The following is a 24,333-nucleotide window of genomic DNA, read 5'->3' on the forward strand; positions in this document are numbered from 1 at the left end:
GGTTCAAGCCCCCAGATGCGTGGCGTGCTGTCTGCCTCCCCGGCCCGTCGGCACCCCCCGGGGCCGGTGCAAGAGGGTATCCCTCCGACCGTTTCCGGGTCCGGTGCCCGCCGAGGGCATTGGGTATGCGGCGGAGAACCGAACCCCAGACCGTCTCAGGTTATCCAGCGACCGGGGCCGCTGTGGCGGCGCCCCGCCGCTCTTCGGAGAGTCCGCGGTCATGCGCGAGCGGGTCGCCGGTCATACCCGGACGAGTCGCAGTCGTATCTGCCGGACGGGTCCCAGGTCATACCCGGACGAGTCCCCGGTCATATCTGCGGGACGGTCCCGGTCACCTCTTGGACGAGTCCTCGGTCATACGTCGACGGGTACCCGGTCAGGCGCGCGGCAGGGACTCCGCCTCCAGGCCGCCTTCGATCGCGAGGATGCGGTGCAGCCTTGTGGCCACGAGCAGGCGCTGCATCTGGGGCGGCACCCCGCGCAGGACGAGCCTGCGGCCCGCTCGTCCGGCCCGGCGATGCGCCCCCATGATGACGCCGAGCCCGGTGGCGTCCCACGAGTCCAGTGCGGAGAGGTCGAGCACCAGGTCGCCGCGGCCGGAGTCGACGGCGCGGTGCAGGACCGTACGGGCGTCCGCCGCGCTTCGGACGTCGAGGCGGCCCCCGACGACCAGCTCGGCGTGGTCGCCCCTGATGTACATATGCGCTCCCTGATGTGCTGCGACGCGGTCGTTGGTGCGCCTATGTGTCTACAGAACTGACTGCCTCTCACACGGCAAAGTTGCCGCCTGTAAGCGAACCGATACCGAATTCACCCGTGAGGGTGAGGCGCCCCCATCTGATGCTTCATCAGATGAGGGCGCCGCCCGCTGGAACAGGGGGCTTCCGGGGATTCCGGGCCCTCCACCGCAACGGTGACCGGTCGGCTGGAGCAGCGGGGATCAGGCCGCGGGGGCGGGGTCCCACCCGCCCGGGATATCCCCCAAACGGGGGATATCAGTACTGGTAGAAGCCCTGCCCGCTCTTGCGTCCGATGTCACCCGCGTCGACCATCCGGCGCATGATCTCCGGCGGCGCGAACTTCTCGTCCTGGGTCTCGGTGTAGATGTTGCCCGTGGCGTGCAGCAGGATGTCCACGCCGGTGAGGTCGGTGGTGGCCAGCGGCCCCATGGCGTGGCCGAAGCCCAGCTTGCACGCGACGTCGATGTCCTCGGCGCTGGCGACGCCCGACTCGTAGAGCTTGGCCGCCTCCACGACGAGCGCCGAGATCAGCCGGGTGGTGACGAAGCCCGCGACATCGCGGTTGACCACGATGCAGGTCTTGCCGACGCCCTCGGCGAACGCGCGGGCCGCGGCGAGCGTCTCGTCGCTGGTCTTGTAGCCGCGCACCAGCTCGCACAGCTGCATCATCGGCACGGGCGAGAAGAAGTGGGTGCCGACGACCCGCTCCGGGCGCTGCGTGGCCGCCGCGATCTTGGTGATCGGGATGGCGGAGGTGTTGGACGCGAGGACGGTCTCGTCCTTCACCAGGCCGTCGAGGGTGCGGAAGATCTCCTGCTTGACCTCGATCTTCTCGAAGACGGCCTCGACGACGATGTCCGCGTCGACGGCCGCGTCCAGGTCGGTGGTGGTGGTGATCCTGGCGAGGGCCTGCTCGGCGGCGTCGGCGGCCAGCTTGCCCTTGGAGACGAACTTCTCGTACGACGCCTCGATGCCGCCGATGCCCCGGGCGAGGGCCTCGTCCGTGACGTCGCGCAGGACCACGTCGTACCCGGCCTGGGCCGAGACCTGCGCGATGCCGGACCCCATCAGTCCGGCTCCGATGACGGCGAGCTTCTTCGCCACGACACACACCTCTCCTCGACGCTATTGGCCGGACCTTAACGTCCGTTCACCCCCGGCCGCATCAGGAAGTAAGGCGCGTCACGGTGTGTTCTTCACCGCATAGTTGAGAGTGAGCTCGCCCAGCATCGCCTCCACGAGGTCGAGTCTGCCGAGGACCTCCCGGGCCACGTCCTCGGGATCGCGGCCGGCCGCGATGAGCCGAATCACGCTGCTGTGGACGACGGACGCGACCCAGGACAGCTGGCTGGCCACGAGCCTGGGCAGCGGATCGTCCGGACCGGCGCCGGTCTCCCGCCGGAGGGTGGCGTCCACCTCGTGGCAGATGAGCTCGTGAATGACGGTCACCCGGGCCGTCAGGGCAGCCGACTCGCGGATGACCCGCATGAAGCGCCTGAACTCCGGCCGCAGCCCGTCGCTGGTCCCCTCCTCAAGGCTGCCGCGGAGGTCGCGCAGGACCGCACGGGCGGCGGACTCGCCCACCTCGCGCGCCTCGATGACACGCGAGAGGTGCTGGACCTTCTCCTCCTGGCGGTCGAAGAACAGGTCTTCCTTGGCGGGGAAGTAGTTGTAGACCGTATTGACGGAGACCTCCGCCGCCTCGGCGATCTCGGCGATGGTCACGGCCTCGAAGCCGCGCTCCAGGAACAGCCCCGTGGCGATGTCCGAGATGTGCTGCCTGGTCTGCCGCTTCTTCCGCTCCCTGAGCCCCTCTTCTGCTGCGCGCGCCGTGCCGGTCATGCCTCCATGCTATCCGCATTGGAGTCACTCAATCTTTGGAGTCATTGCAAATTTTCAGTGGCTATGTTTTTCTGGCCGCATGCCGAACCAGCCCTGCATCACCACCTCCGGGCTCGCCCGGACCTTCCAGACCAAGCGCGGCCCCGTCGAAGCGGTCCGCGGGATCGACCTGACCGTCGAGCGCGGCGAGATCCTCGGCTTCCTCGGCCCCAACGGAGCGGGCAAGACCACCACATTGCGGATGCTCACCACGCTGCTCGCCCCCACCGGCGGCAGCGCGACCGTCGCCGGGCACGACCTGGCCCGCGACCCCGCCGGGGTGCGCATGAAGATCGGATACGTCGCCCAGTCCGGCGGCGTCGCCCCCGACGTCTCCGTACGGGAGGAGCTGGTCACCCAGGGCCGCCTGTACCGGCTGACCAAGGCGCGGGCCGCCGCCCGCGCCTTGGAACTCGCCGCCGACCTGGACCTGACCGACCTGCTGGACCGCAAGTGCGCCGCCCTGTCCGGCGGTCAGCGCCGCCGCCTGGACATCGCCATGGGCCTCACCCACCGGCCCGAGATCCTCTTCCTGGACGAGCCGACGACCGGGCTGGACCCGGGCAGCCGCGCCGACCTGTGGGAGCTGATCCGCCGGCTCCGCGCCGAGCAGGGCATGACCGTCTTCCTGACCACCCACTACCTCGACGAGGCGGACGCGCTCGCCGACCGGCTCGTCGTGGTCGACGGCGGCCGGGTCATCGCCGAAGGCACCCCCGAGCGGCTGAAGACGGAGTACGGCGGCTCACCCCAGGTCAGCCTCCAGGACACCTTCATCGCGATCACCGGGCGCCGCGCCGCGCCACGGGACGCCGCCCCCGTCGCCGTCTGACCCGCCCGCTGACCCGCCCGCCGCCCACCGGCCCGTACCGCACAGGAGTCACCACCGATGGCCCACGTCGCCTCCGACACCCTTCTGGTCTTCGGCCGCTACGGCCGCCAGACGCTGCGCTCCAAACTCGGCCTCGTCTTCGGACTGCTGCAACCCCTGCTCTTCCTCGTCTTCTTCGGCCCGCTGCTGAAGGACGTGCCGCTCGGCGGGTGCGGCGACTCCTGGCAGACACTCGTGCCCGGTCTGCTCATCCAGCTCGGCCTGTTCTCCGCCGCCTTCGCGGGCTTCGGCATCCTCATCGAGAAGCAGTGGGGCGTCATCGAACGGATGCGGGTCACACCCGTCAGCCGGCTGGCCCTGCTGATGGGGCGGGTGCTGAAGGACGTCGTCGCCCTCTTCGTCCAGTCGCTGCTGCTGGTGCTCGTCGCCGTCGCGATGGGGCTGCGCGCCCCGCTGTTCGGCGTGTTCCTCGGCTTCCTCTTCGTCGGCGCGCTGACCATCTCACTGGCCTCGCTGTCGTACGCGCTGGCCATGCGCGTCAGCACCCCGCAGGAGTTCGCCCCCGTCATCAACGCCGTCAACCTGCCCGCGATGCTGCTCTCCGGGATCCTGCTGCCCATGGCGCTCGCGCCGGACTGGCTGGACGCCGTCTCCCACTTCGTGCCGTTCCGCTACCTCGTCGACGGCGTACGGGCGGCCTTCGTCGGCGACTACGGGGACGGGAAGGTCGCGCTCGCCGCCCTGGTCGCCGCCGCGCTGGCCCTGGTCTCCGTGACGATCGGCACCCGGCTGTTCCGGAAGGCGGGGGCATAGCGGCCCGGCGCACGGCGGTACGCGGGCGGCCCCGGCGGGCCACCGGCGCGTAGGCTCGGAGCATGGTCAATCTCACCCGCATCTATACGCGTACCGGGGACAAGGGCACCACCGCCCTCGGTGACATGAGCCGCACCGCCAAGACCGACCTGCGGATCTCCGCGTACGCCGACGCGAACGAGGCGAACGCCACGATCGGGGTGGCCATCGCCCTCGGCTCCCTGCCGGCCGAGGTCACCAAGGTCCTGGTCCGCGTGCAGAACGACCTGTTCGACGTCGGCGCGGACCTGTCGACGCCGGTCGTGGAGAACCCCAAGTACCCGCCGCTGCGCGTCGAGCAGAGCTACATCGACAAGCTGGAGGCCGACTGCGACCGGTTCCTGGCCGACCTGGAGAAGCTGCGCAGCTTCATCCTCCCCGGCGGCACGCCCGGGGCGGCGCTGCTGCACCAGGCGTGCACGGTGGTGCGGCGCGCCGAGCGCTCCACGTGGGCGGCGCTCGCCGAGTACGAGGACGTCATGAACCCCCTCACCGCGACGTACCTCAACCGGCTGTCGGACCTGCTGTTCATCCTCGCGCGCACGGCCAACAAGGAGCTGGGGGACGTCCTCTGGGTCCCGGGCGAGAACCGCTGACTCAGCGCTCGGCCGGTGTCCGGGACAGCTCCCCCGCGTCGGTCCCGGATACCGCCTTCTCGCCGCTCCCCCGCTCCTTCTTCGGCCAGAGCGTGTAGCTCAGTGCGATGATCACGTTGATGCCGATGACGAAGAGCATCCTGTGCTGCCACTCCCGCAGCGACCCGATGTCCCCCTCGTCGCCCACGTACCAGATCGCCCCCTGCAACAGGCCGATCGCGATGCACGCCGCCAGGATCCACAGGGACGCTTCCTTCCACTCGTGCACCGTGCGCGCGGTGCCGTACTTCGGCTTCCGCGCCGGCGGCGGACCGCCCGCGAAGCGATGGGCGAAGCGGGCGTCGACCCACTTGATGGTGCGGTGGCCCAGGGCCACCGAGAAGCCGATGTAGACCGCGGCGATCCCGTGCTTCCAGTCGGGCTCCGCGCCGTTCTTCAGATCGATCGCGGTCGCCACGAGCAGCACCAGCTCCAGCAGCGGCTCGCACAGGAGCACGGCGGCGCCCGCCTTCGGCATCCTGGCCAGGTAGCGCAGCGCCAGCCCGGCGGCCAGCAGCACCCAGAAGCCGACCTCACAGATGATGACCAGCGTGACGATCACAGCGGTTCTCCTCTCCCTCCCCGCCACCGTCCCGCACGCACCACCCCCGTCGCGTCGTCGCCACTGACGAACCCGGACTGCATCCTTCGATGTACTGCGCCCGGCGCCCCGCCCGCCCGTGAGCGGACGCCGGCACCTCGCCCCACGTGCTGTGATGGACCCATGCCGCCACCCGCCGCCCGCCGTCCGCACCGCGACGACGTGTTGATCTGCGCCGCCGGGCTGCTCGGCGGACTGGTGCTGTACGGCCTCGGGCTGACCAACGCGGGGGGCGGCCTGCCGGGGCTGCCCGGGTGGCTGCTCCTGGTCTCGCTGGCCGTGATGTCCGGCTGCGAGCTGCTGCGGCATACGGCTCCGTGCACGGGCCTGGCGATCGGGACGGCGGCCTTGGCGCTCGATCTGTGCGCCGGCTCCCTCATCGCCAACATCGCGATGTTCACGGATCTGGTGTACGCGGCCGTGCTGTACGGGCCGCCCGCCGCGGCCCGTCTACTGCCCCGGGCCACCGAGCTGTTCACGGCACTGGCCACCGTCGTCCCGCTGGCGCTGATGCGGGAGCCCGAGGCGCTGCTGATCGGCGTCGGCGCCGCCGTGCTCACCGTCACGCCCGCCTGGACCGGTGCGATCATCCGCAACCACCGGGAGGCGGCCGAGGCCGCGCGGCTGCGCGCCGAACAGACCGCGCTGCTCGCCGAGATGGACCGCGTCCAGGCGGTGACGGCCGAGCGCGCCCGCATGGCGCGCGAGCTGCACGACATGGTCGCCAACCACCTCTCGGCCATCGCCATCCACTCCACCGCGGCCCTGTCCATCAAGGACCCGGCCGCCTCCCAGCAGGCACTCGGCGTCATCCGGGAGAACAGCGTGCAGGGCCTGGCAGAGATGCGGCGCCTCATCGGGCTGCTGCGGGACGCGGGCGCCGAAGCGGAGCCCGCCGCCGCGCCCACCCTCGACGCGCTGGACGCGCTGCTGCGGCAGGCCCGTACCAACGGGGCGGCCAGCGGGCTGCGGTTCCGGCTGGACGACACGCGGCCGCCGGGATCCGGGAAGCTGCCCGCGCCGGTGGAGCTGGCCGCGTACCGCATCGTCCAGGAATCGCTGACCAACGCGCTCAAGCACGCCGCGCCCGGCGAGGCGGTGGTGGAGCTGTCCCGCGACGGCGGTCCGCTGCGGGTGCGGGTGACCAACCCGCTGGGGGACCGTCCCGACCCTCGGGCACCGGGGTCGGGCGCCGGGCTGATCGGCATGCGGGAGCGGGTGGCGCTGCTGCACGGGGAGTTCGAGGCCGGACCGGCCGCCGGGCCGGACGGCGAGATCTGGCAGGTGCGGGCCGTGCTGCCCGTCGACGAAGGGAGCAACCACCCATGACGATCCGGGTACTCGTCGCCGAGGACCAGACCGCGGTCCGTGCCGGACTGGTACTGATCCTGCGCTCGGCCGAGGGCGTGGCGGTGGTGGGCGAGGCCGCCGACGGCGAGGAGGCGGTGCGACTGGCCCGCGAGCTGCGGCCCGACCTGGTGCTGATGGACGTCCAGATGCCGCGCCTGGACGGGGTCTCGGCCACCCGCCAGGTGGTCGACGAAGGGCTGGCCGACGTCCTGGTGCTGACCACCTTCGACCTGGACGAGTACGTCTTCGGGGCGCTGCGGGCGGGCGCCGCCGGGTTCCTGCTCAAGGATTGCGAGGCCGATGAACTGGTCGACGCGGTACGGACGGTGGCGCGCGGCGAGGGCCTGATCGCCCCGGCCGTGACCCGGCGGCTGATCGCCGAGTTCGCCCGCCCGCGGGCCGTGCGCACCCCCGGCGCGCCCGACCCCGCCGTCCTGGAGGCACTCACCCGCCGGGAGCGGGAGGTCCTCGGCTGCCTGGGGCAGGGGCTGTCCAACGCGGAGATCGGCGAGCGGCTGTCGATGGCGGAGGCCACGGTCAAGACGCATGTCAGCAGGCTGCTCGCCAAGTTGGAGCTGCGCAGCAGGGTGCAGGCCGCGGTGCTGGCCCAGGAGTTGGGCGTCTGAGCTGATCAAGTGGTCCAGACCTCTTGACCGTTGGTCCAGACCTTTCTACGCTCCCCTCACTGCGGTGAGCTCCCCACGGCACCACGCTCACCGGGCGGCGCAGGTTCCCCCGTACCTCCCCTTCCCCCGTACGAGGAGCATCCGTGAGATCTGGAACCTCCCTACGCACCAAGCCCGCGCGGCACAGAGCCACCGCGGCTCTGGCCGCACTCGTCCTCCCCCTCGCCGGGCTCCTCGGCCTGGCATCGGCGGCCCCCTCCCACGCGGCCGAGTCCGCGACCGCCACGTACGCCAAGGCCTCCGACTGGGGCAGCGGCTTCGAAGGCAAGTGGACGGTGAAGAACACCGGCACCACGACGCTGAGCAGTTGGACCGTCGAGTGGGACTTCCCCTCCGGCACCACCGTGACGTCCGCCTGGAACGCCGACGTCACCCGCGCCGGAAACCACTGGACCGCCAGGAACAAGAGCTGGAACGGCTCCCTCGCCCCCGGAGCCTCCGTGACCTTCGGCTTCAACGGCACCGGCGGCGGCAGCCCCACCGGCTGCACGTTCAACGGCGGCTCCTGCGACGGCGGTACGGACCCGGGCGACCCCGGCGACCCCGACCCCGGCGATCCGGATCCCGGGCCGGGCCCGGACCCCAGCGCCATGGTCAAGCTCGGCTACTTCACCGAGTGGGGCGTCTACGGCCGCAACTACCACGTGAAGAACCTGGTCACCTCCGGAACGGCCGCCAAGATCACGCACATCAACTACTCGTTCGGCAACGTGCAGGGCGGCAAGTGCGCCATCGGTGACTCCTACGCGGCCTACGACAAGGCGTACACCGCCGACCAGAGCGTCGACGGCGTCGCCGACACCTGGGACCAGCCGGTGCGCGGCAACTTCAACCAGCTCAAGAAGCTGAAGGCGAAGTACCCGCACCTCAAGATCCTGTGGTCCTTCGGCGGCTGGACGTGGTCCGGCGGCTTCGGCCAGGCCGTACAGAACCCGGCCGCGTTCGCCCAGTCGTGTTACGACCTGGTCAACGACCCGCGCTGGGCCGGCCTCTTCGACGGCATCGACCTGGACTGGGAGTACCCCAACGCCTGCGGCCTGTCCTGCGACACCAGCGGCCCGGCGGCCTTCCGGAACATGATGCAGGCGATGCGCGCCAAGTTCGGGAAGCAACTGGTCACCGCGGCCATCACCGCCGACGCCTCGAACGGCGGCAAGATCGACGCCGCCGACTACGCCGGAGCCGCCACGTACGTCGACTTCTACAACGTCATGACGTACGACTTCTTCGGCGCCTGGGCGGCGCAGGGCCCCACCGCCCCGCACTCGCCGCTCACCTCCTACAGCGGCATCCCCCAGGAGGGCTTCGACTCCGACGCCGCTGTGCGGAAACTCAAGGGCAAGGGCGTACCGTCGGCCAAGCTGAACCTGGGCATCGGGTTCTACGGACGCGGCTGGACCGGGGTCACCCAGAAGGAGCCCGGCGGCACGGCCACCGGCCCCGCGCCCGGCACGTACGAACAGGGCATCGAGGACTACAAGCAGCTCAAGGGCAGATGCCCGGCCAACGGGGAGGTCGCAGGAACGGCGTACGCCCACTGCGGCACCCAGTGGTGGAGCTACGACACCCCGGCCACCATCGCCAAAAAGATGGAATACGTGAAGCAGCAGGGCCTCGGCGGCGCGTTCTTCTGGGAGTTCAGCGGCGACACCGGCAATGGTGAGCTGGCCGCGGCGATCGACAGCGGACTGCGCTAGCCGTTCGGCGGCCCGGCCATGAACCGGCCGGGGAGGCGGTGTCGCCCCCGCCTCCCCGGCCTCTCAACGTTTCTGCAGGCTGCTCACGCCACATTGACTCTCTGGCCGGGCGGCGCCGCCTCCAGCCAGGCCAGGAACCCGGTCAGCGCGTCCTCACTCATCGCCAGCTCCAGGCGCGTACCGCTGTGCAGGCAGGCCAGCACCACGGCGTCGGAGAGCAGGGCCAGCTCCTCCTCGCCCTGGGGGGTGCGGCGCTCCAGCACCTCGATGGAGGCACGCTCCAGGACCCGGCGCGGCCGGGGCGCGTAGGAGAAGACCCGGAACCACTCGATCCGGTCACCGCTGTAGCGCGCCACGCCGTACACCCAGCCCTTGCCGCTGGGCTCGACCCCGTCCTCCGGCGCGTTCCACCGCAGACTGCAGTCGAACGTCCCGCCGGACCGCTGGATCAGCCGCCGACGCAGACCGAAGACGAAGAGTCCCACCAGAACCAGCGTGACGACCACGCCGCTCACGAGCAGGGCGAGGACCATCTTCACCGACCTCCTCGCGTCATCCGGAAAAACCGCACCTGCACTGCCTCAGCCGCGGACCACCCTGGAGAATTCCAGCGCGATCCGCGGCTGAGGATCTGTACTGTCCGTGACGGGCTCAGTGCACGACCGCCACCGCACGGAGCCGGACCTCGGCGCGGCGCTCGGCGGCGGCGTCTGCCTCGCCCTTCGCACGCTCCAATGCCCGCTCCGCGCGCTCGACATCGATCTCGTCGGACAGCTCCGCGATCTCGGCGAGCAGCGAGAGCTTGTCGTCCGCGAACGAGATGAAGCCACCGTGCACCGCGGCGACGACCGTGCCGCCGTCGCTCGTACGGATGGTCACCGGGCCGGACTCCAGCACACCGAGCAGCGGCTGGTGGCCGGGCATGACGCCGATGTCACCCGATGTGGTGCGCGCGATGACCAAGGTGGCCTCGCCGGACCAGACACTCCGGTCCGCCGCGACCAGCTCGACGTGCAGCTCAGCAGCCAACGTGGCTCCTCGGGTCTCCACCTGCCGGGTATGGCAGGTGTTCTGTCAAAGAATAACGGGCGTACGGAGAGGGGCGGGGACGGGCCCCGCTGACGGGGCCGAGCCGCCCCTCTCCCAGAGCTGCGAGGCTCAGGAGACGCCCAGCTCCTTGGCGTTCTTCTTCAGGTCCTCAAGACCACCACACATGAAGAAGGCCTGCTCGGGGAAGTGGTCGTACTCACCGTCGCAGATCGCGTTGAACGCGGCGATGGACTCGTCCAGCGGAACGTCCGAGCCGTCGACGCCGGTGAACTGCTTCGCCGCGTGGGTGTTCTGCGACAGGAAGCGCTCCACACGACGGGCGCGGTGCACGACCAGCTTGTCCTCTTCGCCGAGCTCGTCGATACCGAGAATGGCGATGATGTCCTGGAGGTCCTTGTACTTCTGCAGGATCCCCTTGACGCGCGAGGCGGCCTCGTAGTGCTCCTGCGTGATGTAGCGCGGGTCCAGGATGCGGGACGTCGAGTCCAGCGGGTCCACCGCCGGGTAGATGCCCTTCTCCGAGATCGGACGCGACAGCACGGTGGTGGCGTCCAGGTGCGCGAAGGTGGTCGCCGGGGCCGGGTCGGTCAGGTCGTCCGCGGGGACGTAGATCGCCTGCATCGAGGTGATCGAGTGACCACGGGTCGAGGTGATGCGCTCCTGGAGGAGGCCCATCTCGTCCGCCAGGTTCGGCTGGTAACCCACCGCGGACGGCATGCGGCCGAGCAGGGTGGACACCTCGGAACCGGCCTGGGTGAAGCGGAAGATGTTGTCGATGAAGAACAGCACGTCCTGCTTCTGCACATCGCGGAAGTACTCCGCCATGGTCAGACCGGCCAGGGCGACGCGCAGACGGGTGCCCGGGGGCTCGTCCATCTGGCCGAAGACCAGCGCGGTCTTGTCGAGAACGCCGGACTCCTCCATCTCCTGGATGAGGTCGTTGCCCTCACGGGTGCGCTCACCGACGCCGGCGAACACGGAAACGCCCTCGTGCAGCTTGGCCACACGCATGATCATTTCCTGGATGAGGACGGTCTTGCCCACACCCGCGCCACCGAACAGACCGATCTTTCCACCCTTGACGTACGGGGTGAGAAGGTCGACGACCTTCAGGCCGGTCTCGAACATCTCGGTCTTGGACTCGAGCTGGTCGAAGTCGGGGGCCTTGCGGTGGATCGTCCAGCGCTCGGACTCCTTGCCGTTCTCCTCGGGAACGTTCAGCACCTCACCGAGGGTGTTGAACACCTTGCCCTTGGTGAAGTCACCGACCGGCACGGTGATGCCCTTGCCGGTGTCGGTGACCGGCGCCTGGCGGACCAGGCCGTCGGTCGGCTGCATGGAGATGGCGCGGACCACACCCTCACCCAGGTGCTGGGCGACCTCGAGGGTCAGGGTCTTCAGCGCGCCGTCCTCGGCCGGGTCGGCGACCTGGACGTGCAGTGCGTTGTAGATCTCCGGCATCGCGTCGACGGGGAACTCCACGTCGACGACCGGGCCGATGACCCGGGCGACGCGGCCCGTGGCGGCGGCCGTCTCAACAGTGGTCGTCATTACTTGTCACTCCCCGCGGTCGCGTCGGCCAGGGCGCTCGCGCCACCGACGATCTCGCTGATTTCCTGGGTGATGTCGGCCTGGCGGGCCGCGTTGGCAAGCCGCGTGAGCGACTTGATGAGTTCTTCGGCGTTGTCGGTCGCCGACTTCATCGCCCGGCGGCGGGCGGCGTGCTCGGAGGCGGCCGACTGCAGCAGGGCGTTGTAGATACGGCTCTCGACGTACCGGGGCAGCAGGGCGTCGAGGACGTCCTCCGCCGACGGCTCGAAGTCGAACAGCGGCAGGAGCTCGCTCTTGCCGACCGGCTCCGCCGAGTCAGCGGCGAGGGACAGCGGCAGCAGCCGGTTGTCGACCGGCGTCTGCGTCATCATCGAGACGAACTCGGTGAAGACGATGTGCAGCTCGTCGACGCCGCCCTCGGCGGTCTCCTTGACCACGGACTCGATGAGCGGTCCCGCGACCCTCTTGGCGTCCGCGTACGTCGGGCTGTCGGTGAAGCCGGTCCACGAGTCCGCGACCTTGCGGCCGCGGAAGCCGTAGTACGAGACACCCTTGCGGCCGACGATGTACGTGTCGACCTCCTTGCCCTCGCCGGTGAGCCGCTCGGTGAGCCGCTCCGCCGCCTTGATGGCGTTGGAGGAGTAGCCGCCGGCCAGACCGCGGTCGCTCGTGATGAGCAGCACCGCGGCGCGGGCCGGGCTGTCCACCTCGGTGGTCAGCGGGTGCTTCGTATTGGAACCGGTCGCCACCGCGGTCACCGCGCGGGTGAGCTCAGTCGCGTACGGCTTGGAGGCCGCCACCTGGCGCTGCGCCTTGACGATGCGCGAGGCGGCGATCATCTCCATCGCCTTGGTGATCTTCTTGGTCGCGGTGACGGACTTGATACGGCGCTTGTAAACCCGAAGCTGGGCGCCCATGCTCAGCCCTCACCCAGCAGCTTGCCGTCCGAGGTCTCGAACTGCTGCTTGAACGAGGCGATGGCGTCACCGATCGCCTGGAGCGTGTCGTCCGACATCTTGGCGCCCTCGCGGATCGAGGTCATCAGGCCCTGGTGCTCCCGGTGCAGGTAGTCCAGCAGCTCGCGCTCGAAGCGGCGGATGTCCTCGACCGGAACGTCGTCCATCCGGCCGGTGGTGCCGGCCCAGATGGAGACGACCTGGTCCTCGGTGGCGTACGGGGCGTACTGGCCCTGCTTCAGCAGCTCGACCATGCGCTTACCGCGCTCCAGCGCCGACTTGGAGGCCGCGTCCAGGTCGGAACCGAAGGCGGCGAACGCCTCCAGCTCGCGGTACTGGGCGAGGTCCACGCGGAGTCGGCCGGAGACCTGGCGCATGGCCTTGTGCTGGGCGGAGCCACCGACACGGGAGACGGAGATACCGACGTTCAGCGCCGGGCGCTGGCCCGCGTTGAACAGGTCCGACTCCAGGAAGCACTGGCCGTCGGTGATGGAGATGACGTTGGTCGGGATGAACGCCGAGACGTCGTTCGCCTTGGTCTCGACGATCGGCAGACCGGTCATCGAGCCCTTGCCCATCTCGTCGGAGAGCTTCGCGCAGCGCTCCAGCAGGCGGGAGTGCAGGTAGAAGACGTCACCCGGGTAGGCCTCACGGCCCGGCGGGCGGCGCAGCAGCAGGGAGACGGCGCGGTAGGCGTCGGCCTGCTTCGACAGGTCGTCGAAGACGATCAGCACGTGCTTGCCCTGGTACATCCAGTGCTGGCCGATGGCCGAGCCGGTGTAGGGGGCGAGGTACTTGAAGCCGGCCGGGTCGGACGCCGGGGCGGCGACGATCGTCGTGTACTCCAGGGCGCCGGCCTCCTCCAGCGAGGCGCGCACGCCCGCGATGGTGGAGCCCTTCTGGCCGATGGCGACGTAGATGCAGCGGACCTGCTTCTCCGGGTCGCCGGTGCGCCAGTTGTCGCGCTGGTTGATGATCGTGTCGATCGCCAGGGCGGTCTTGCCGGTCTGGCGGTCACCGATGATCAGCTGACGCTGGCCGCGGCCGATCGGGGTCATCGAGTCGACGGCCTTGAGGCCGGTCTCCATCGGCTCGTGCACGGACTTACGGGCCATAACGCCCGGTGCCTGCAGCTCCAGCGCGCGGCGACCCTCGGTCTCGATCTCGCCGAGGCCGTCGATCGGGTTGCCGAGCGGGTCGACGACGCGACCCAGGTAGCCCTCGCCGACGGCGACGGAGAGGACCTCTCCGGTGCGCTGCACCGGCTGGCCCTCCTCGATGCCGCTGAACTCGCCGAGGACGATCGCACCGATCTCGCGCTCCTCGAGGTTGAGGGCGAGGCCGAGCGTTCCGTCTTCGAACTTCAGCAGTTCGTTCGCCATGGCCGAGGGAAGACCCTCGACCTTCGCGATGCCGTCGCCGGCAACGCTGACCGTACCGACCTCCTCGCGCGAGGCCGCGTCCGGCTTGTACGACTGGACAAAGTTCTCCAGCGCGTCCCGGATCTCCTCCGGCCGGATCGTGAGCTCCGCCATCTGGGTTCCCTGCTCTCCTTGTTGGGCCCGAAGTGTTTCTGGGGGGTCCGGGGGCTTTCCCCCCAGGACTGCGTCGGCCCAACTCGGGCCGCTTACATGCTTGTTGAGTTGGTGGCTGAAGTCAGCCGGCCATCCGGCGGCTCGCCTCGGCGAGACGGTCCGTGATGGTGCCGTTGATGACCTCGTCGCCGATCCGTACCACGACTCCGCCGAGGACCGCGGGGTCCACGTCGAGGTTCAGGTGGACCTGCCGGCCGTACAGCTTGGCGAGGGCGGCGCCCAGGCGCTGCTTCTGGCGGTCGCTGAGCGGCACCGCGGAGGTGACCACGGCGACCATCCGGTCGCGGCGCTCCGCGGCCAGCTTGGACAGGGCGGTGAGGCCCGCTTCCAGGCTACGTCCCCGCGGGTGTGCCACCAGCCGGACCACGAGCCGCTCGGTCGCCGGGTTGGCCCGGCCTCCCAGCAGGCGGCTCAGCAGCTCGGCCTTGGCCTGGTTGCCGGCCACGCGGTCGGTCAGCGCGGCACGCAGCTCGGTCGTCCCGGAGACGATCCGGGAGAACCGGAACAGCTCGTCCTCGACGTCGTCCAGCACGTCGGCCCGCTGGGCCGCGACGAGGTCGGCGCTGCTGGCCAGTTCCTCGATCGCGTCCACCAGGTCACGCGAGCTGGACCAGCGCGACCGGACCATGCCGGAGACCAGATCGACGGTCTCGCCGCCCACCTGGCCGCCGAGCAGGCGCCCGGCCAGCTCGGCCTTGGCCTCGCCGGCCTGCGCCGGGTCGGTGAGGACCCGACGCAGCGACACCTCACGGTCGAGCAGCGCGGTGACGGCGGCCAGCTCCTCGGCGAGCTTCACGGCGTCGACGGCGGTGTTGTCCGTCAGCGCGTCGAAGCGCTCGCGTGCGGAGGCCTGTGCCTCGCGGCTCGCTCCATTCATCGGGCGGCCTCGGCCTTCTCCTCAAGCTCGTCGAGGAAACGGTCGATGGTGCGGCTCTGCCGGGCGGCGTCCTCGAGGGACTCGCCGACAAGCTTGCCGGCCAGGTCGGTGGCGAGCTTGCCCACGTCCTGGCGCAGCGTCGCCGCGGCCTGCTTGCGGTCGGCCTCGATCTGCGCGTGGCCGGCGGCGATGATCTCCTCGCGCTGCCGCTGACCCTCCGCGCGCATCTCGGTGATGAGCGCGGCGCCCTGCTCCTGCGCCTCCTGGCGCAGGCGCGCGGCCTCGTGCCGGGCCTCGGCGAGCTGAGCGCGGTAGTCCTCGAGGACCTGCTGGGCCTCGGCCTGCGCGGCCTCGGCCTTCTCCATGCCGCCCTCGATCGCCGCGCGACGCTCGTCCAGAACCTTGTTGATGTTCGGGAGGAGCTTCTTGGCGAGGAAGATGAAGACGATGGCGAAGGCGATCAGGCCGATGACGAGCTCTGGGATCGGCGGGATGAGGGGGTTTTCCGCCTCCCCCTCGTTCGCCAGCTGTACCAGGTCGATCACGTCAGTGCCTTTCGTCGAAAACGGCTCGTCGTACGCCGCGATCAGCTGGTCGGGTAGACGAACGGCATGACCAGACCGATCAGGGCGAGCGCCTCACAGAGCACGAAGCCGAGGATCTGGTTGGCACGGATCAGGCCGGCCGCCTCGGGCTGGCGGGCCAGCGCCTGGGTGCCGTTACCGAAGATGATGCCGACGCCGACGCCGGGGCCGATGGCCGCGAGACCGTAGCCGATCGCACCCAGGTTGCCCTTGATCTCGGTGACGGCGAGGGTCGTCTGGAGAGCAGCAGACATGCTCGTTCTTCCTTCTCTTTCACGGACCGGTGGGGGTTGGCCACCGGACGTCTGTTAGTTGGTGGTGTCAGCCGACTCAGTGGTGCTCGGCGAGAGCGCCCTGAATGTAGGAGCAGGCCAGGAGGACGAAGACGTACGCCTGAAGCGCCTGGATGAACAGCTCGAAGGCGGTCAGCAGGATGACCATCACGAACGAGATGCTGGCGTAGGCGATGCCGATTCCGTTCAGCATGTACCAGCTGGCGATGGTGAAGATCAGCAGCAGGACGTGGCCCGCGAACATGTTGGCGAAGAGCCGGACCGCATGGGTGAAGGGCCGGATCAGGAGGTTGGAGAACAGCTCCAGCACCATCACCAGCGGCAGGACCCAGCCGAGGGACTTGTCATAGCCGGAGACGTTCTTCAGGCCGCCGACGAAGCCGTGCTTCTTGAAGGTCAGGCTCAGCCACAGGATGTAGACGATCGCGGCGAGGGCGACCGGGAACGCGATGATCGACGTCGCCGGGAACTGGGCCACCGGGATGACCGACCACAGGTTCATGATCCAGACGAAGAAGAACAGCGAGACCATGAGGGGGACGTACTTCTCCCCCTCCTTCTTGCCGAGGGCCTCGTAGACGATGCCGCGCCGGACGAAGTCGTAACCGGCCTCACCGACCATCTGCAGCTTGCCGGGGACGACCTTGGGCTTACCGAAGGCCGCCCAGAAGAAGGCCACGACAACGACGGTGCCCAGCAGCGCCAGCAGCATCGGCTTGTTGAAGTCGAAACCGCCCACCGTGAACAGCGGCTCGAAGGTGAACGAGTGAAGCCCCGGGGATACGTCCGAGAAGCCGCACCCGTCGAAGAGGTGGCAGTCAGTCTCGAAGGCGAGCGTCTGGTCAGAACTCACCGCGAGCTCCTTCATCGTGGCGCATGGGTACGGCAACCTCGTTGTGTCGGCGCGGCACAAGGCCGAGGGACGGCACTGGACTGGTCTTACTGGTATGGGTGCGGCTGGTCGGCGCGCGACCGGGCGGCGTGTGGGGTATCAGCGGCTCGGCCGGCCGATTCCGTCCCGTAGAAATCGGGTGTTCAGCCGCCTGAGCCCGCTGTGCCTCAGATGGCACCGGACGATAGCAGGTGAGCGCGGAAGCCCTTATACCGCCCCTACGAATCACGTCGGGGACCCGGCGGGCGCGACGTTCTGCGCACCCTCGGGCTTGCGTTCGTGCTCCGCTTCCGGCTCCACGTAGAGAATCTTGGCCTTCAGGTGGGCTCGCGTCTGAGCGGCGACCCACACGAGGGTGGCGGCCAGCAACGCGAAGGCGAAGGCCCTGGTACTGAAGAGCGTGGTGTCCTTGAACACCGCCAGCACGACCGCGATCAGCAGGAACTGCACCATGTAGAGCGCCAGGCCCATCATCTGGAACAGCTGCGGGAAGCGCCTGGCCGTGTGCTGGAGAGCGAAGAGGTCGGCGATCATGACCGCGCACACCAGGACGACCCCGAACGCGGCCCCCAAGGCACCCTTTCCGCCGGCGAGCACCGCGCTGACGGCGACAGCGACGACACCGACGGCGGCGGTGGGCACGGCGCAGTGCAGGAGTGTCCGGGCGTCATTGGACTGCATGAGGGGTTCTCCGGCTCAGGGTCGGAAGCAAACGATTCGTCGTTGACGAGCGTATCCCCGGGCAGGACAGGAACGTCGCGCGCGAAAGGCCGTCGCACTACGGCCCTTCAGCTCTAGCACCGGGTTTCGTGAACGGTATCACAAACTATTTGATGAGGTCTTTACCTACTTGGTGTGCCGCCCGTCACACGTGAGGGTTAGTCAGCGCGCGGTGAAGTGACGAAACATGCGTTGCCTGCTATGCGTCGATCTTCGTGGGCTGGGTGAACCGCGACCGGTCGCCGATGGCGGTGGACCCGTGCAGCCCGGCGGGCACCGGGGCCGACTCCGCCGCCGCCTTCGCGGCGCGGGCCGACCGGCGGTAACGCGGCGGCACGAAGGCCTCGGCCCAGCGCGGTGCCCTCGGGGTGAAGCGCGGGAGCAGCAGCAGCACCAGGCCGACCCCGCTCAGCGCGACGATCGCCAACACGATCCACATGCTGGTCGAGTTCACCGAGAAGGCGACGGCGCCGAAGGCGATCAGCGCCGACCAGAAGTACATGATCCACACGGCGCGGCTGTGCGAGTGACCGATCTCCAGCAGCCGGTGGTGCAGATGGCCGCGGTCCGCGGCGAACGGCGACTGACCGCGCCAGGTGCGCCGCACGATCGCCAGGATCAGGTCGGCGATCGGCACCGCGATCACCGTGAGCGGCAGCAGCAGCGGGATGTAGACCGGCACCGTCGCGTGCACCGCGGCCCGCTCCGAGCCGGCGAACAGCTTCATGGCGTCCGGGTCCACCTGGCCGGTGATGGAGATCGCCCCGGCCGCCAGCACCAGCCCGATGAGCATCGAGCCGGAGTCGCCCATGAAGATCCGCGCCGGGTGCATGTTGTGCGGCAGGAACCCCAGGCACATGCCCATCAGGATGGCGGCGAACAGCGTCGCGGGCGCGGCCGACTCCAGTCCGTACCCGAACCAGATCCGGTACGCGTACATGAAGAACGCGGCGGCGGCGATGCAGACCATCCCCGACGCCAACCCGTCCAGTCCGTCAACGAAGTTGACGGCGTTGATCGTGATGACGACCAGGGCGACGGTGAGCAGGGTGCCCTGCATGGGCGTGAGGGAGACCGTGCCCATTCCGGGGACCGGAATCCACAGGATGGTGAGCCCCTGGAGGACCATCACACCCGCGGCGATCATCTGACCGCCCAGCTTCACCAGCGCGTCGACGCCCCACTTGTCGTCCAGGACGCCCAGCAGCCAGATCAGCCCCGCGCCCGACAGCAGCGCGCGCGGCTCGTTGGACAGCTCGAAGACCTTCCTGAGCTCGGTGAGGTGCGCGGCGACCAACAGGCCCGCGCACAGTCCGCCGAACATCGCGATACCGCCGAGCCGCGGCGTCGGCTCCCTGTGCACGTCGCGCGCGCGGATCTCCGGCATGGCGCCGACCGCGATGGCGAACTTCCGCACCGGCCCGGTCAGCAGGTACGTGACCGCGGCCGTGACGCACAGAGTCAGCAGGTATTCACGCACCTAATCCCCAGATCTCTCGCGGCGTGCCAGGGCCACACCTTAGGACACCTCACCCTAGGCCACGGATGTACCGGCTCGGTCGCGGTACGGTCCCGTCCACACCCCACCGGGCACCACCGCGCCGACCGGGCACCGCGAGCACCACGGGCTACGGGCACGCCGGGTAGCGGACCGGTCACCTGTGATCCGGTCCTGCCCCAGCGTAGCCAGCCACGGGCGGTGGTGTGTGCCCCGGGCGGCTCAGGACCCGGCCCGCTCCTGCGCACCGCCGGCCGGATACGGCGGGAAATCGGCGGTCAGCGACCGCACCTCCGCCCGCAGCTCCCGCATCCGCGGGCCGGCCGGCTCCTCCCCCAGGGCCGCCCCCAGCAGCGCCGCCACCCGCGTCATCTGCGCCTCCGCCATGCCCTGGGTGGTGACGGCGGCCGTGCCCAGCCTGATCCCCTTGACGCAGCCATCCGGCGCGCCCCGGGCCGGGACCGCGCAGATGTCCAGCACGATTCCCGCGGCGGCGCAGCGGGCCCGTGCGGCGGGGCCGTCGAGACCCAGCGGCGCCGGGTCGAAGGTGATCATGTGGGTATCGGTACCGCCGGTGGTCACGGTCAGTCCCAGGTCGGCCAGGGCCCGCGCGAGCACCCGGGCGTTGGCGACCACCTGATGGGTGTACGCCGCGAAGGCGGGGGTCGCCGCCTCCGCGAAGGCGACCGCCTTGGCCGCCACGCTGTGCATCTGCGCGCCGCCCTGGGTGAAGGGGAAGACCGCCCGGTCGACGCGCCCGGCCAGCTCGGCGCCGCACAGGATCAGTCCGCCGCGCGGGCCGCGCAGCACCTTGTGGGTGGTGGCGCAGACCACGTCCGCGTACGGCACCGGGTTGGGCGCGGCCCCGCCCGCGACCAGGCCGATGGGGTGGGCCGCGTCCGCGATGAAGTACGCGTCGACCTCGTCGGCGATGTCCCGGAAGGCCGCGTAGTCGGGGTGCCGGGGATAGGAGATCGATCCGCACACGATCGCCTTGGGGCGGTGTTCGAGCGCCAGCTCGCGGATCCGGTCGTAGTCGATCAGTCCGGTGGCGGGGTCGACTCCGTAGCCGACGAAGTCGAACCAGCGCCCGGAGAAGTTGGCGTGCGAGCCGTGGGTGAGGTGGCCGCCGTGCGGCAGGGCCATCGCCAGCACGGTGTCGCCGGGGCGCAGCAGCGCGGCGTACACGGCGAGCATCCCCGAAGAGCCGGAGTGCGGCTGGACGTTGGCGTGCTCGGCGCCGAACAGCTCGGCGGCCCGGTCCACGGCGAGCCGCTCGGCCATGTCGACCATCTCGCAGCCGCCGTGGTGCCGGGCGCCGGGGTAGCCCTCGGCGTACTTGTTGGCCAGTGGCGAGCCGAGCGCGGCGAGCACCGCCCGCGAGGTGAAGTTCTCGGCGGCGATCAGCTGCAGCCCGCTGCTCTGCCGGTCCAGCTCGCCCAGCAGCACGTCCGCGAGGACCGGGTCCTCGCGGCGCAGCGCGTCGAGATCGGCGCCCCAGGGCGCGGCGGCGGCTCCCGCCGCGGTGCTGGGTCTGGCGGGTGCGGGGCTGACGGCCATCGCGCTCACAGCCTTGGGAGGGATACACCGGGCGTCACCACCCAATGTAGGCCCCGGACCGGCCCCGTGCGCGCCGTGGGCCTACGCCGGGGCCGGGACGCCGGTGAGGGCCGTGACGACCGGGTCCAGCGCCTGATGGATCTCGTCGCCGATGCTGCGGAAGTACGTGATCGGGGCGCCGTACGGGTCGTGGACCTCGTCCGCGTCCTCGCTCGGGGCCAGCAGCCAGCCGCGCAGTGCCGCGGCGGCCTGCACCAGGGCGCGGGCCCGTTCGACCACGCCGCCCGCCGCCTGCGGGTCCGGCAGCGTCGCGGGGTCTATGGCCCGTACCAGCCGGGTGAACTCCTTGAGCGTGAAGGTCCGCAGGCCCGCCGAGTGGCCCATCGAGATGACCTGGGCGCGGTGGTCGCGGGTCGCGGTGAGGACCAGGTCGGCGCGGATGACGTGCTCGTCCAGCAGCTCGCGGCCGAGGAAGCCCTGCGGGTCGGCGCCGAAGTCGGACAGGACGGTGGCGGCGTGCGCCTCCATCGGGGCGCCCTCGTGCCCCCAGGTGCCGGCGCTCTCCACGATCAGGCCGTTGGTGCGCGCGTTCCCCAGCCGGTGGGTGAGGGCATGCCTGGTCAGCCGCTCGGTGATGGGCGAGCGGCAGACGTTGCCGGTGCTGACGTGGAGGATGCGGAAGGTGCTGACGCCGGAGCCGCTGGTGCCGCTGACGTGTCGTCCCGCTATGCCACGCCCCTCAGGGGCTGTCAATTGGCCACCTCAAGGTCGGGTACGACCTCGCGGAGCTGCTCGGCCGAGATCGCGCCGGCGCGCAGCAGGACCGGCACCTTGCCGGTGACGTCGACGATCGAGGACGGCACGTCGGCGGGGGTCGGGCCGCCGTCGAGGTAGACGGAGACGGAGTCGCCGAGCATCTCCTGGGCGGCGTCGCAGTCCTGCGGGGCCGGGTGGCCGGTCAGGTTGGCGCTGGAGACGGCCATCGGGCCGAAGTCCGTGAGCAGCTCGATGGCCACCGGGTGCAGCGGCATCCGCACCGCGACCGTGCCGCGGGTCTCGCCGAGGTCCCAGGTCAGCGACGGCTGGTGCTTGGCGACCAGGGTGAGGGCGCCGGGCCAGAAGGCGTCGACCAGCTCCCACGCCTGCTCGGAGAAGTCCGTGACCAGGCCGTGCAGGGTGTTCGGGGATCCGACGAGGACCGGCGAGGGCATGCCGCGGCCGCGGCCCTTGGCCTCCAGCAGATCGCCGACGGCCTCCGCGTTGAAGGCGTCCGCGCCGACCCCGTAGACGGTGTCGGTCGGCAGCACGACCAGCTCGCCCCGGCGGACGGCGGACGCGGCCTCGCGCAGACCGGTCTTGCGATCGGTCGCGTCGCTGCAGTCGTATCGCCGTGCCATTTCAGCGGTCCTCCTCATACGTGGCCATTGGGTGTTCTCGGGCCGTGGTCACGGCATGGCCCTGCGTGCGGTGGCGAAGCGGGGCCGGTTGTTCAGGTCGGGGTGGTCGGCCGCGTCCGCCCAGCCCCGCTCCTCGGTGAAGATCCACGGCACCTGGCCGCCCTGGGTGTCGGCGTGCTCGATGACCACGACACCACCCGGGCGCAGCAGCCGGTGGGCGGTGCGCTCGATGCCGCGGATGGTGTCGAGGCCGTCCTCCCCGGAGAACAACGCGAGCTCGGGGTCGTGGTCGCGGGCCTCCGGGGCGACGTACTCCCACTCGGTCAGCGGGATGTACGGCGGATTGCTGATGACCAGGTCGACCTGGCCGTCCAGCTCCGGCAGCGCGGTCAGCGCGTCGCCATGGTGCAGAACGACGCGACTGCCCTCGACGTTCTTCCGGGCCCACTGGAGAGCGTTCTCGTCCAGCTCCACGGCGTGCACCCGGGACCGGGGCACCTCCTGCGCCAGGGCCAGGGCGATGGCCCCTGAGCCGGTGCACAGGTCGACGATGAGCGGTTCGACGACGTCCATCGCGCGCACGGCGTCTATCGCCCAACCGACGACCGACTCGGTCTCCGGGCGGGGCACGAAGACACCGGGGCCGACCTGGAGTTCCAGATAGCGGAAGAAGGCGCGGCCGGTGATGTGCTGGAGCGGCTCGCGGGCCTCGCGGCGGGCGATGGCCTCCCAGTAGCGGGCGTCGAAATCGCCGTCCGCGACCAGGTGCAGTTCACCCCGCTTGACCCCGTGGACGAAGGCGGCGAGCTCCTCTGCGTCGAAACGCGGAGAGGGCACGCCGGCGTCGGCCAGCCGCTGAGTGGCCTGCGCCACCTCTGCGAGCAGCAGGTTCACGATCGTCCTCTCCCGTCGTTCCTGTGGTTCTTCCGTGCGCGGCCGAAACGGGCCGGACGGTCAGCTTCCGTCGCCGGCGGCCGCCAGCTTCGCGGCGGAGTCGGCGTCGACACACGCCTGGATCACCGCGTCCAGCTCGCCGTCGAGCACCTGGTCCAAGTTGTACGCCTTGAAGCCCACCCGGTGGTCCGAGATCCGGTTTTCCGGGAAGTTGTACGTGCGGATCTTCTCGGACCGGTCGACGGTGCGCACCTGGCTGCGGCGCGCGTCGGCCGCCTCCCGCTCCGCCGCTTCCTGGGCCGCGGCCAGCAGCCGCGAGCGCAGGATACGCAGGGCCTGCTCCTTGTTCTGCAGCTGGCTCTTCTCGTTCTGGCAGGAGGCGACGACGCCGGTGGGCAGGTGGGTGATGCGCACCGCGGAGTCGGTGGTGTTGACCGACTGCCCGCCGGGTCCCGACGAGCGGTAGACGTCGATCCGCAGGTCGTTGGGGTTGACCTCGACGTCGATCTCCTCGGCCTCGGGGGTGACGAGCACCCCGGCGGCGGAGGTGTGGATGCGGCCCTGGGACTCGGTGGCGGGCACCCGCTGGACGCGGTGCACGCCGCCCTCGTACTTCAGCCGCGCCCAGACGCCCTGGCCGGGCTCGGTCGCGCCGTTGCCGCCCTTGGTCTTCACCGCGACCTGGACGTCCTTGTAGCCGCCGAGCTCGGACTCGGTGGAGTCGATGATCTCGGTCTTCCAGCCGACCCGCTCGGCGTACCGCAGGTACATGCGCAGCAGGTCGCCGGCGAACAGCGCGGACTCGTCGCCGCCCGCGCCCGCCTTGATCTCCAGGATGACGTCCTTGTCGTCGCTGGGGTCGCGCGGGACGAGCAGCAGCCGCAGCTTGTCGGTGAGCACCTCGCGGTGCGCCTCCAACTCCTTCACCTCGGCGGCGAATTCGGGGTCGTCCTGGGCGAGCTCGCGCGCGGTGTCGATGTCGTCCCCGGTCTGCTTCCAGGCGCGGTAGGTGCCGACGATCGGCGTCAGCTCGGCGTAGCGCTTGTTGAGCTTGCGAGCGTTGGCCTGGTCCGCGTGCACAGCGGGGTCGGCGAGCCGCTTCTCCAGGTCGGCGTGCTCGCCGATGAGCTCCTCGACTGCCTCGAACATCAAGTTTCCTTAAGCGGAAGTGACGGGCCCGGACGTGACCGGC

General features: G+C 70.2%; 26 protein-coding genes. 6 read left to right on the forward strand and 20 right to left on the reverse strand.

Annotated elements, in window-relative coordinates; all coding sequences use genetic code 11:
* Nucleotides 1-376: 376 nt before the first annotated feature.
* From ACQUSR_RS09670 to ACQUSR_RS09680, 3 genes are all read right to left on the reverse strand, one after another.
* Nucleotides 377-700, reverse strand: coding sequence for an STAS domain-containing protein (locus ACQUSR_RS09670; RefSeq protein ID WP_431042150.1), 324 nt, complete (start codon nt 698-700; stop codon nt 377-379).
* 295 nt (nt 701-995) lie between these two features.
* A complete protein-coding gene (locus ACQUSR_RS09675; RefSeq protein WP_431042151.1) occupies nt 996-1,844 on the reverse strand; it encodes a 3-hydroxyacyl-CoA dehydrogenase family protein in 849 nt (282 codons plus the stop codon).
* 78 nt (nt 1,845-1,922) lie between these two features.
* Nucleotides 1,923-2,582: a TetR/AcrR family transcriptional regulator gene (locus ACQUSR_RS09680; protein WP_431042152.1), complete on the reverse strand. Its 660-nt coding sequence runs from the start codon at nt 2,580-2,582 to the stop codon at nt 1,923-1,925.
* A 79-nt stretch (nt 2,583-2,661) separates the two neighbouring features.
* On the opposite strand from ACQUSR_RS09680, the gene ACQUSR_RS09685 reads away from it, so the two are divergent.
* The 3 genes from ACQUSR_RS09685 (at nt 2,662) to ACQUSR_RS09695 (ending at nt 4,901) form a co-directional block, all read left to right on the forward strand.
* Complete coding sequence (locus ACQUSR_RS09685; protein ID WP_431042153.1) at nt 2,662-3,453, forward strand: ABC transporter ATP-binding protein; 792 nt, start codon at nt 2,662-2,664, stop codon at nt 3,451-3,453.
* A 57-nt stretch (nt 3,454-3,510) separates the two neighbouring features.
* A complete protein-coding gene (locus ACQUSR_RS09690; RefSeq protein ID WP_431042154.1) occupies nt 3,511-4,266 on the forward strand; it encodes an ABC transporter permease in 756 nt (251 codons plus the stop codon).
* A 62-nt stretch (nt 4,267-4,328) separates the two neighbouring features.
* The gene (locus ACQUSR_RS09695; protein ID WP_431042155.1) at nt 4,329-4,901 is read left to right on the forward strand and encodes a cob(I)yrinic acid a,c-diamide adenosyltransferase; all 573 of its coding nucleotides are present in this window, start codon (nt 4,329-4,331) and stop codon (nt 4,899-4,901) included.
* 1 nt (nt 4,902) lies between these two features.
* On the opposite strand, the gene ACQUSR_RS09700 is transcribed toward ACQUSR_RS09695, so the two are convergent.
* Nucleotides 4,903-5,502: a hypothetical protein gene (locus ACQUSR_RS09700; protein ID WP_431042156.1), complete on the reverse strand. Its 600-nt coding sequence runs from the start codon at nt 5,500-5,502 to the stop codon at nt 4,903-4,905.
* A gap of 162 nt (nt 5,503-5,664) precedes the next feature.
* Here ACQUSR_RS09700 and ACQUSR_RS09705 point away from each other — a divergent pair, with 162 nt between their 5' ends.
* The 3 genes from ACQUSR_RS09705 (at nt 5,665) to ACQUSR_RS09715 (ending at nt 9,274) form a co-directional block, all read left to right on the forward strand.
* Complete coding sequence (locus tag ACQUSR_RS09705; RefSeq protein ID WP_431042157.1) at nt 5,665-6,870, forward strand: sensor histidine kinase; 1,206 nt, start codon at nt 5,665-5,667, stop codon at nt 6,868-6,870.
* On the forward strand, nt 6,867-7,517 hold the full coding sequence (locus ACQUSR_RS09710; RefSeq protein WP_431042158.1) for a response regulator: 651 nt from the start codon (nt 6,867-6,869) through the stop codon (nt 7,515-7,517). The genes ACQUSR_RS09705 and ACQUSR_RS09710 overlap by 4 nt, the downstream gene beginning before the upstream one ends.
* A gap of 143 nt (nt 7,518-7,660) precedes the next feature.
* Entirely contained in the window at nt 7,661-9,274 is a 1,614-nt protein-coding gene (locus tag ACQUSR_RS09715; RefSeq protein ID WP_431042159.1) for a glycosyl hydrolase family 18 protein, read from the forward strand.
* 83 nt (nt 9,275-9,357) lie between these two features.
* Here the strand turns inward: ACQUSR_RS09715 and ACQUSR_RS09720 are convergent, their stop codons facing one another.
* From ACQUSR_RS09720 to prfA, 16 genes are all read right to left on the reverse strand, one after another.
* Nucleotides 9,358-9,807: a DUF2550 domain-containing protein gene (locus ACQUSR_RS09720; RefSeq protein WP_431047473.1), complete on the reverse strand. Its 450-nt coding sequence runs from the start codon at nt 9,805-9,807 to the stop codon at nt 9,358-9,360.
* Nucleotides 9,808-9,925: 118 nt separating this feature from the next.
* Nucleotides 9,926-10,303 carry a F0F1 ATP synthase subunit epsilon gene (locus tag ACQUSR_RS09725; RefSeq protein WP_431042160.1) on the reverse strand — a complete coding sequence of 126 codons (378 nt, stop codon included), beginning with the start codon at nt 10,301-10,303 and terminating at the stop codon, nt 9,926-9,928.
* A 129-nt stretch (nt 10,304-10,432) separates the two neighbouring features.
* Entirely contained in the window at nt 10,433-11,875 is a 1,443-nt protein-coding gene (gene atpD / locus ACQUSR_RS09730) for a F0F1 ATP synthase subunit beta (RefSeq protein WP_431042161.1), read from the reverse strand.
* Entirely contained in the window at nt 11,875-12,792 is a 918-nt protein-coding gene (locus ACQUSR_RS09735; RefSeq protein WP_431042162.1) for a F0F1 ATP synthase subunit gamma, read from the reverse strand. The genes atpD and ACQUSR_RS09735 overlap by 1 nt, the downstream gene beginning before the upstream one ends.
* A gap of 2 nt (nt 12,793-12,794) precedes the next feature.
* The gene (gene atpA / locus ACQUSR_RS09740; RefSeq protein WP_431042163.1) at nt 12,795-14,366 is read right to left on the reverse strand and encodes a F0F1 ATP synthase subunit alpha; all 1,572 of its coding nucleotides are present in this window, start codon (nt 14,364-14,366) and stop codon (nt 12,795-12,797) included.
* Between the two features lie 121 nt (nt 14,367-14,487).
* Nucleotides 14,488-15,303: a F0F1 ATP synthase subunit delta gene (locus ACQUSR_RS09745; protein WP_431042164.1), complete on the reverse strand. Its 816-nt coding sequence runs from the start codon at nt 15,301-15,303 to the stop codon at nt 14,488-14,490.
* Entirely contained in the window at nt 15,300-15,848 is a 549-nt protein-coding gene (locus ACQUSR_RS09750; protein ID WP_431042165.1) for a F0F1 ATP synthase subunit B, read from the reverse strand. Before ACQUSR_RS09750 ends, ACQUSR_RS09745 begins: the two co-directional genes overlap by 4 nt.
* Nucleotides 15,849-15,889: 41 nt before the next feature.
* Nucleotides 15,890-16,141 (reverse strand): F0F1 ATP synthase subunit C, encoded by a 252-nt coding sequence (locus tag ACQUSR_RS09755; RefSeq protein ID WP_431042166.1) that lies wholly within the window; start codon nt 16,139-16,141, stop codon nt 15,890-15,892.
* A gap of 76 nt (nt 16,142-16,217) precedes the next feature.
* Nucleotides 16,218-17,048, reverse strand: a complete 831-nt coding sequence (gene atpB / locus ACQUSR_RS09760; protein WP_431042167.1) for a F0F1 ATP synthase subunit A — start codon at nt 17,046-17,048, stop codon at nt 16,218-16,220.
* 249 nt (nt 17,049-17,297) lie between these two features.
* The gene (locus ACQUSR_RS09765) at nt 17,298-17,753 is read right to left on the reverse strand and encodes a hypothetical protein (RefSeq protein WP_431042168.1); all 456 of its coding nucleotides are present in this window, start codon (nt 17,751-17,753) and stop codon (nt 17,298-17,300) included.
* A 238-nt stretch (nt 17,754-17,991) separates the two neighbouring features.
* Nucleotides 17,992-19,272 (reverse strand): MraY family glycosyltransferase, encoded by a 1,281-nt coding sequence (locus ACQUSR_RS09770; protein ID WP_431042169.1) that lies wholly within the window; start codon nt 19,270-19,272, stop codon nt 17,992-17,994.
* A gap of 240 nt (nt 19,273-19,512) precedes the next feature.
* On the reverse strand, nt 19,513-20,850 hold the full coding sequence (gene glyA, locus ACQUSR_RS09775; RefSeq protein WP_431042170.1) for a serine hydroxymethyltransferase: 1,338 nt from the start codon (nt 20,848-20,850) through the stop codon (nt 19,513-19,515).
* 81 nt (nt 20,851-20,931) lie between these two features.
* Complete coding sequence (locus tag ACQUSR_RS09780; protein ID WP_431042171.1) at nt 20,932-21,603, reverse strand: protein-tyrosine-phosphatase; 672 nt, start codon at nt 21,601-21,603, stop codon at nt 20,932-20,934.
* Nucleotides 21,600-22,247 (reverse strand): L-threonylcarbamoyladenylate synthase, encoded by a 648-nt coding sequence (locus tag ACQUSR_RS09785; protein WP_431042172.1) that lies wholly within the window; start codon nt 22,245-22,247, stop codon nt 21,600-21,602. The genes ACQUSR_RS09780 and ACQUSR_RS09785 overlap by 4 nt, the downstream gene beginning before the upstream one ends.
* A gap of 48 nt (nt 22,248-22,295) precedes the next feature.
* Nucleotides 22,296-23,141, reverse strand: coding sequence for a peptide chain release factor N(5)-glutamine methyltransferase (gene prmC, locus ACQUSR_RS09790; protein WP_431042173.1), 846 nt, complete (start codon nt 23,139-23,141; stop codon nt 22,296-22,298).
* A gap of 60 nt (nt 23,142-23,201) precedes the next feature.
* The gene (gene prfA / locus ACQUSR_RS09795) at nt 23,202-24,290 is read right to left on the reverse strand and encodes a peptide chain release factor 1 (protein ID WP_431042174.1); all 1,089 of its coding nucleotides are present in this window, start codon (nt 24,288-24,290) and stop codon (nt 23,202-23,204) included.
* Between the last annotated feature and the right edge of the window lie 43 nt (nt 24,291-24,333).

It is taken from the genome of Streptomyces sp. P1-3 (assembly GCF_050613155.1).
Classification (GTDB): Bacteria; Actinomycetota; Actinomycetes; order Streptomycetales; family Streptomycetaceae; genus Streptomyces.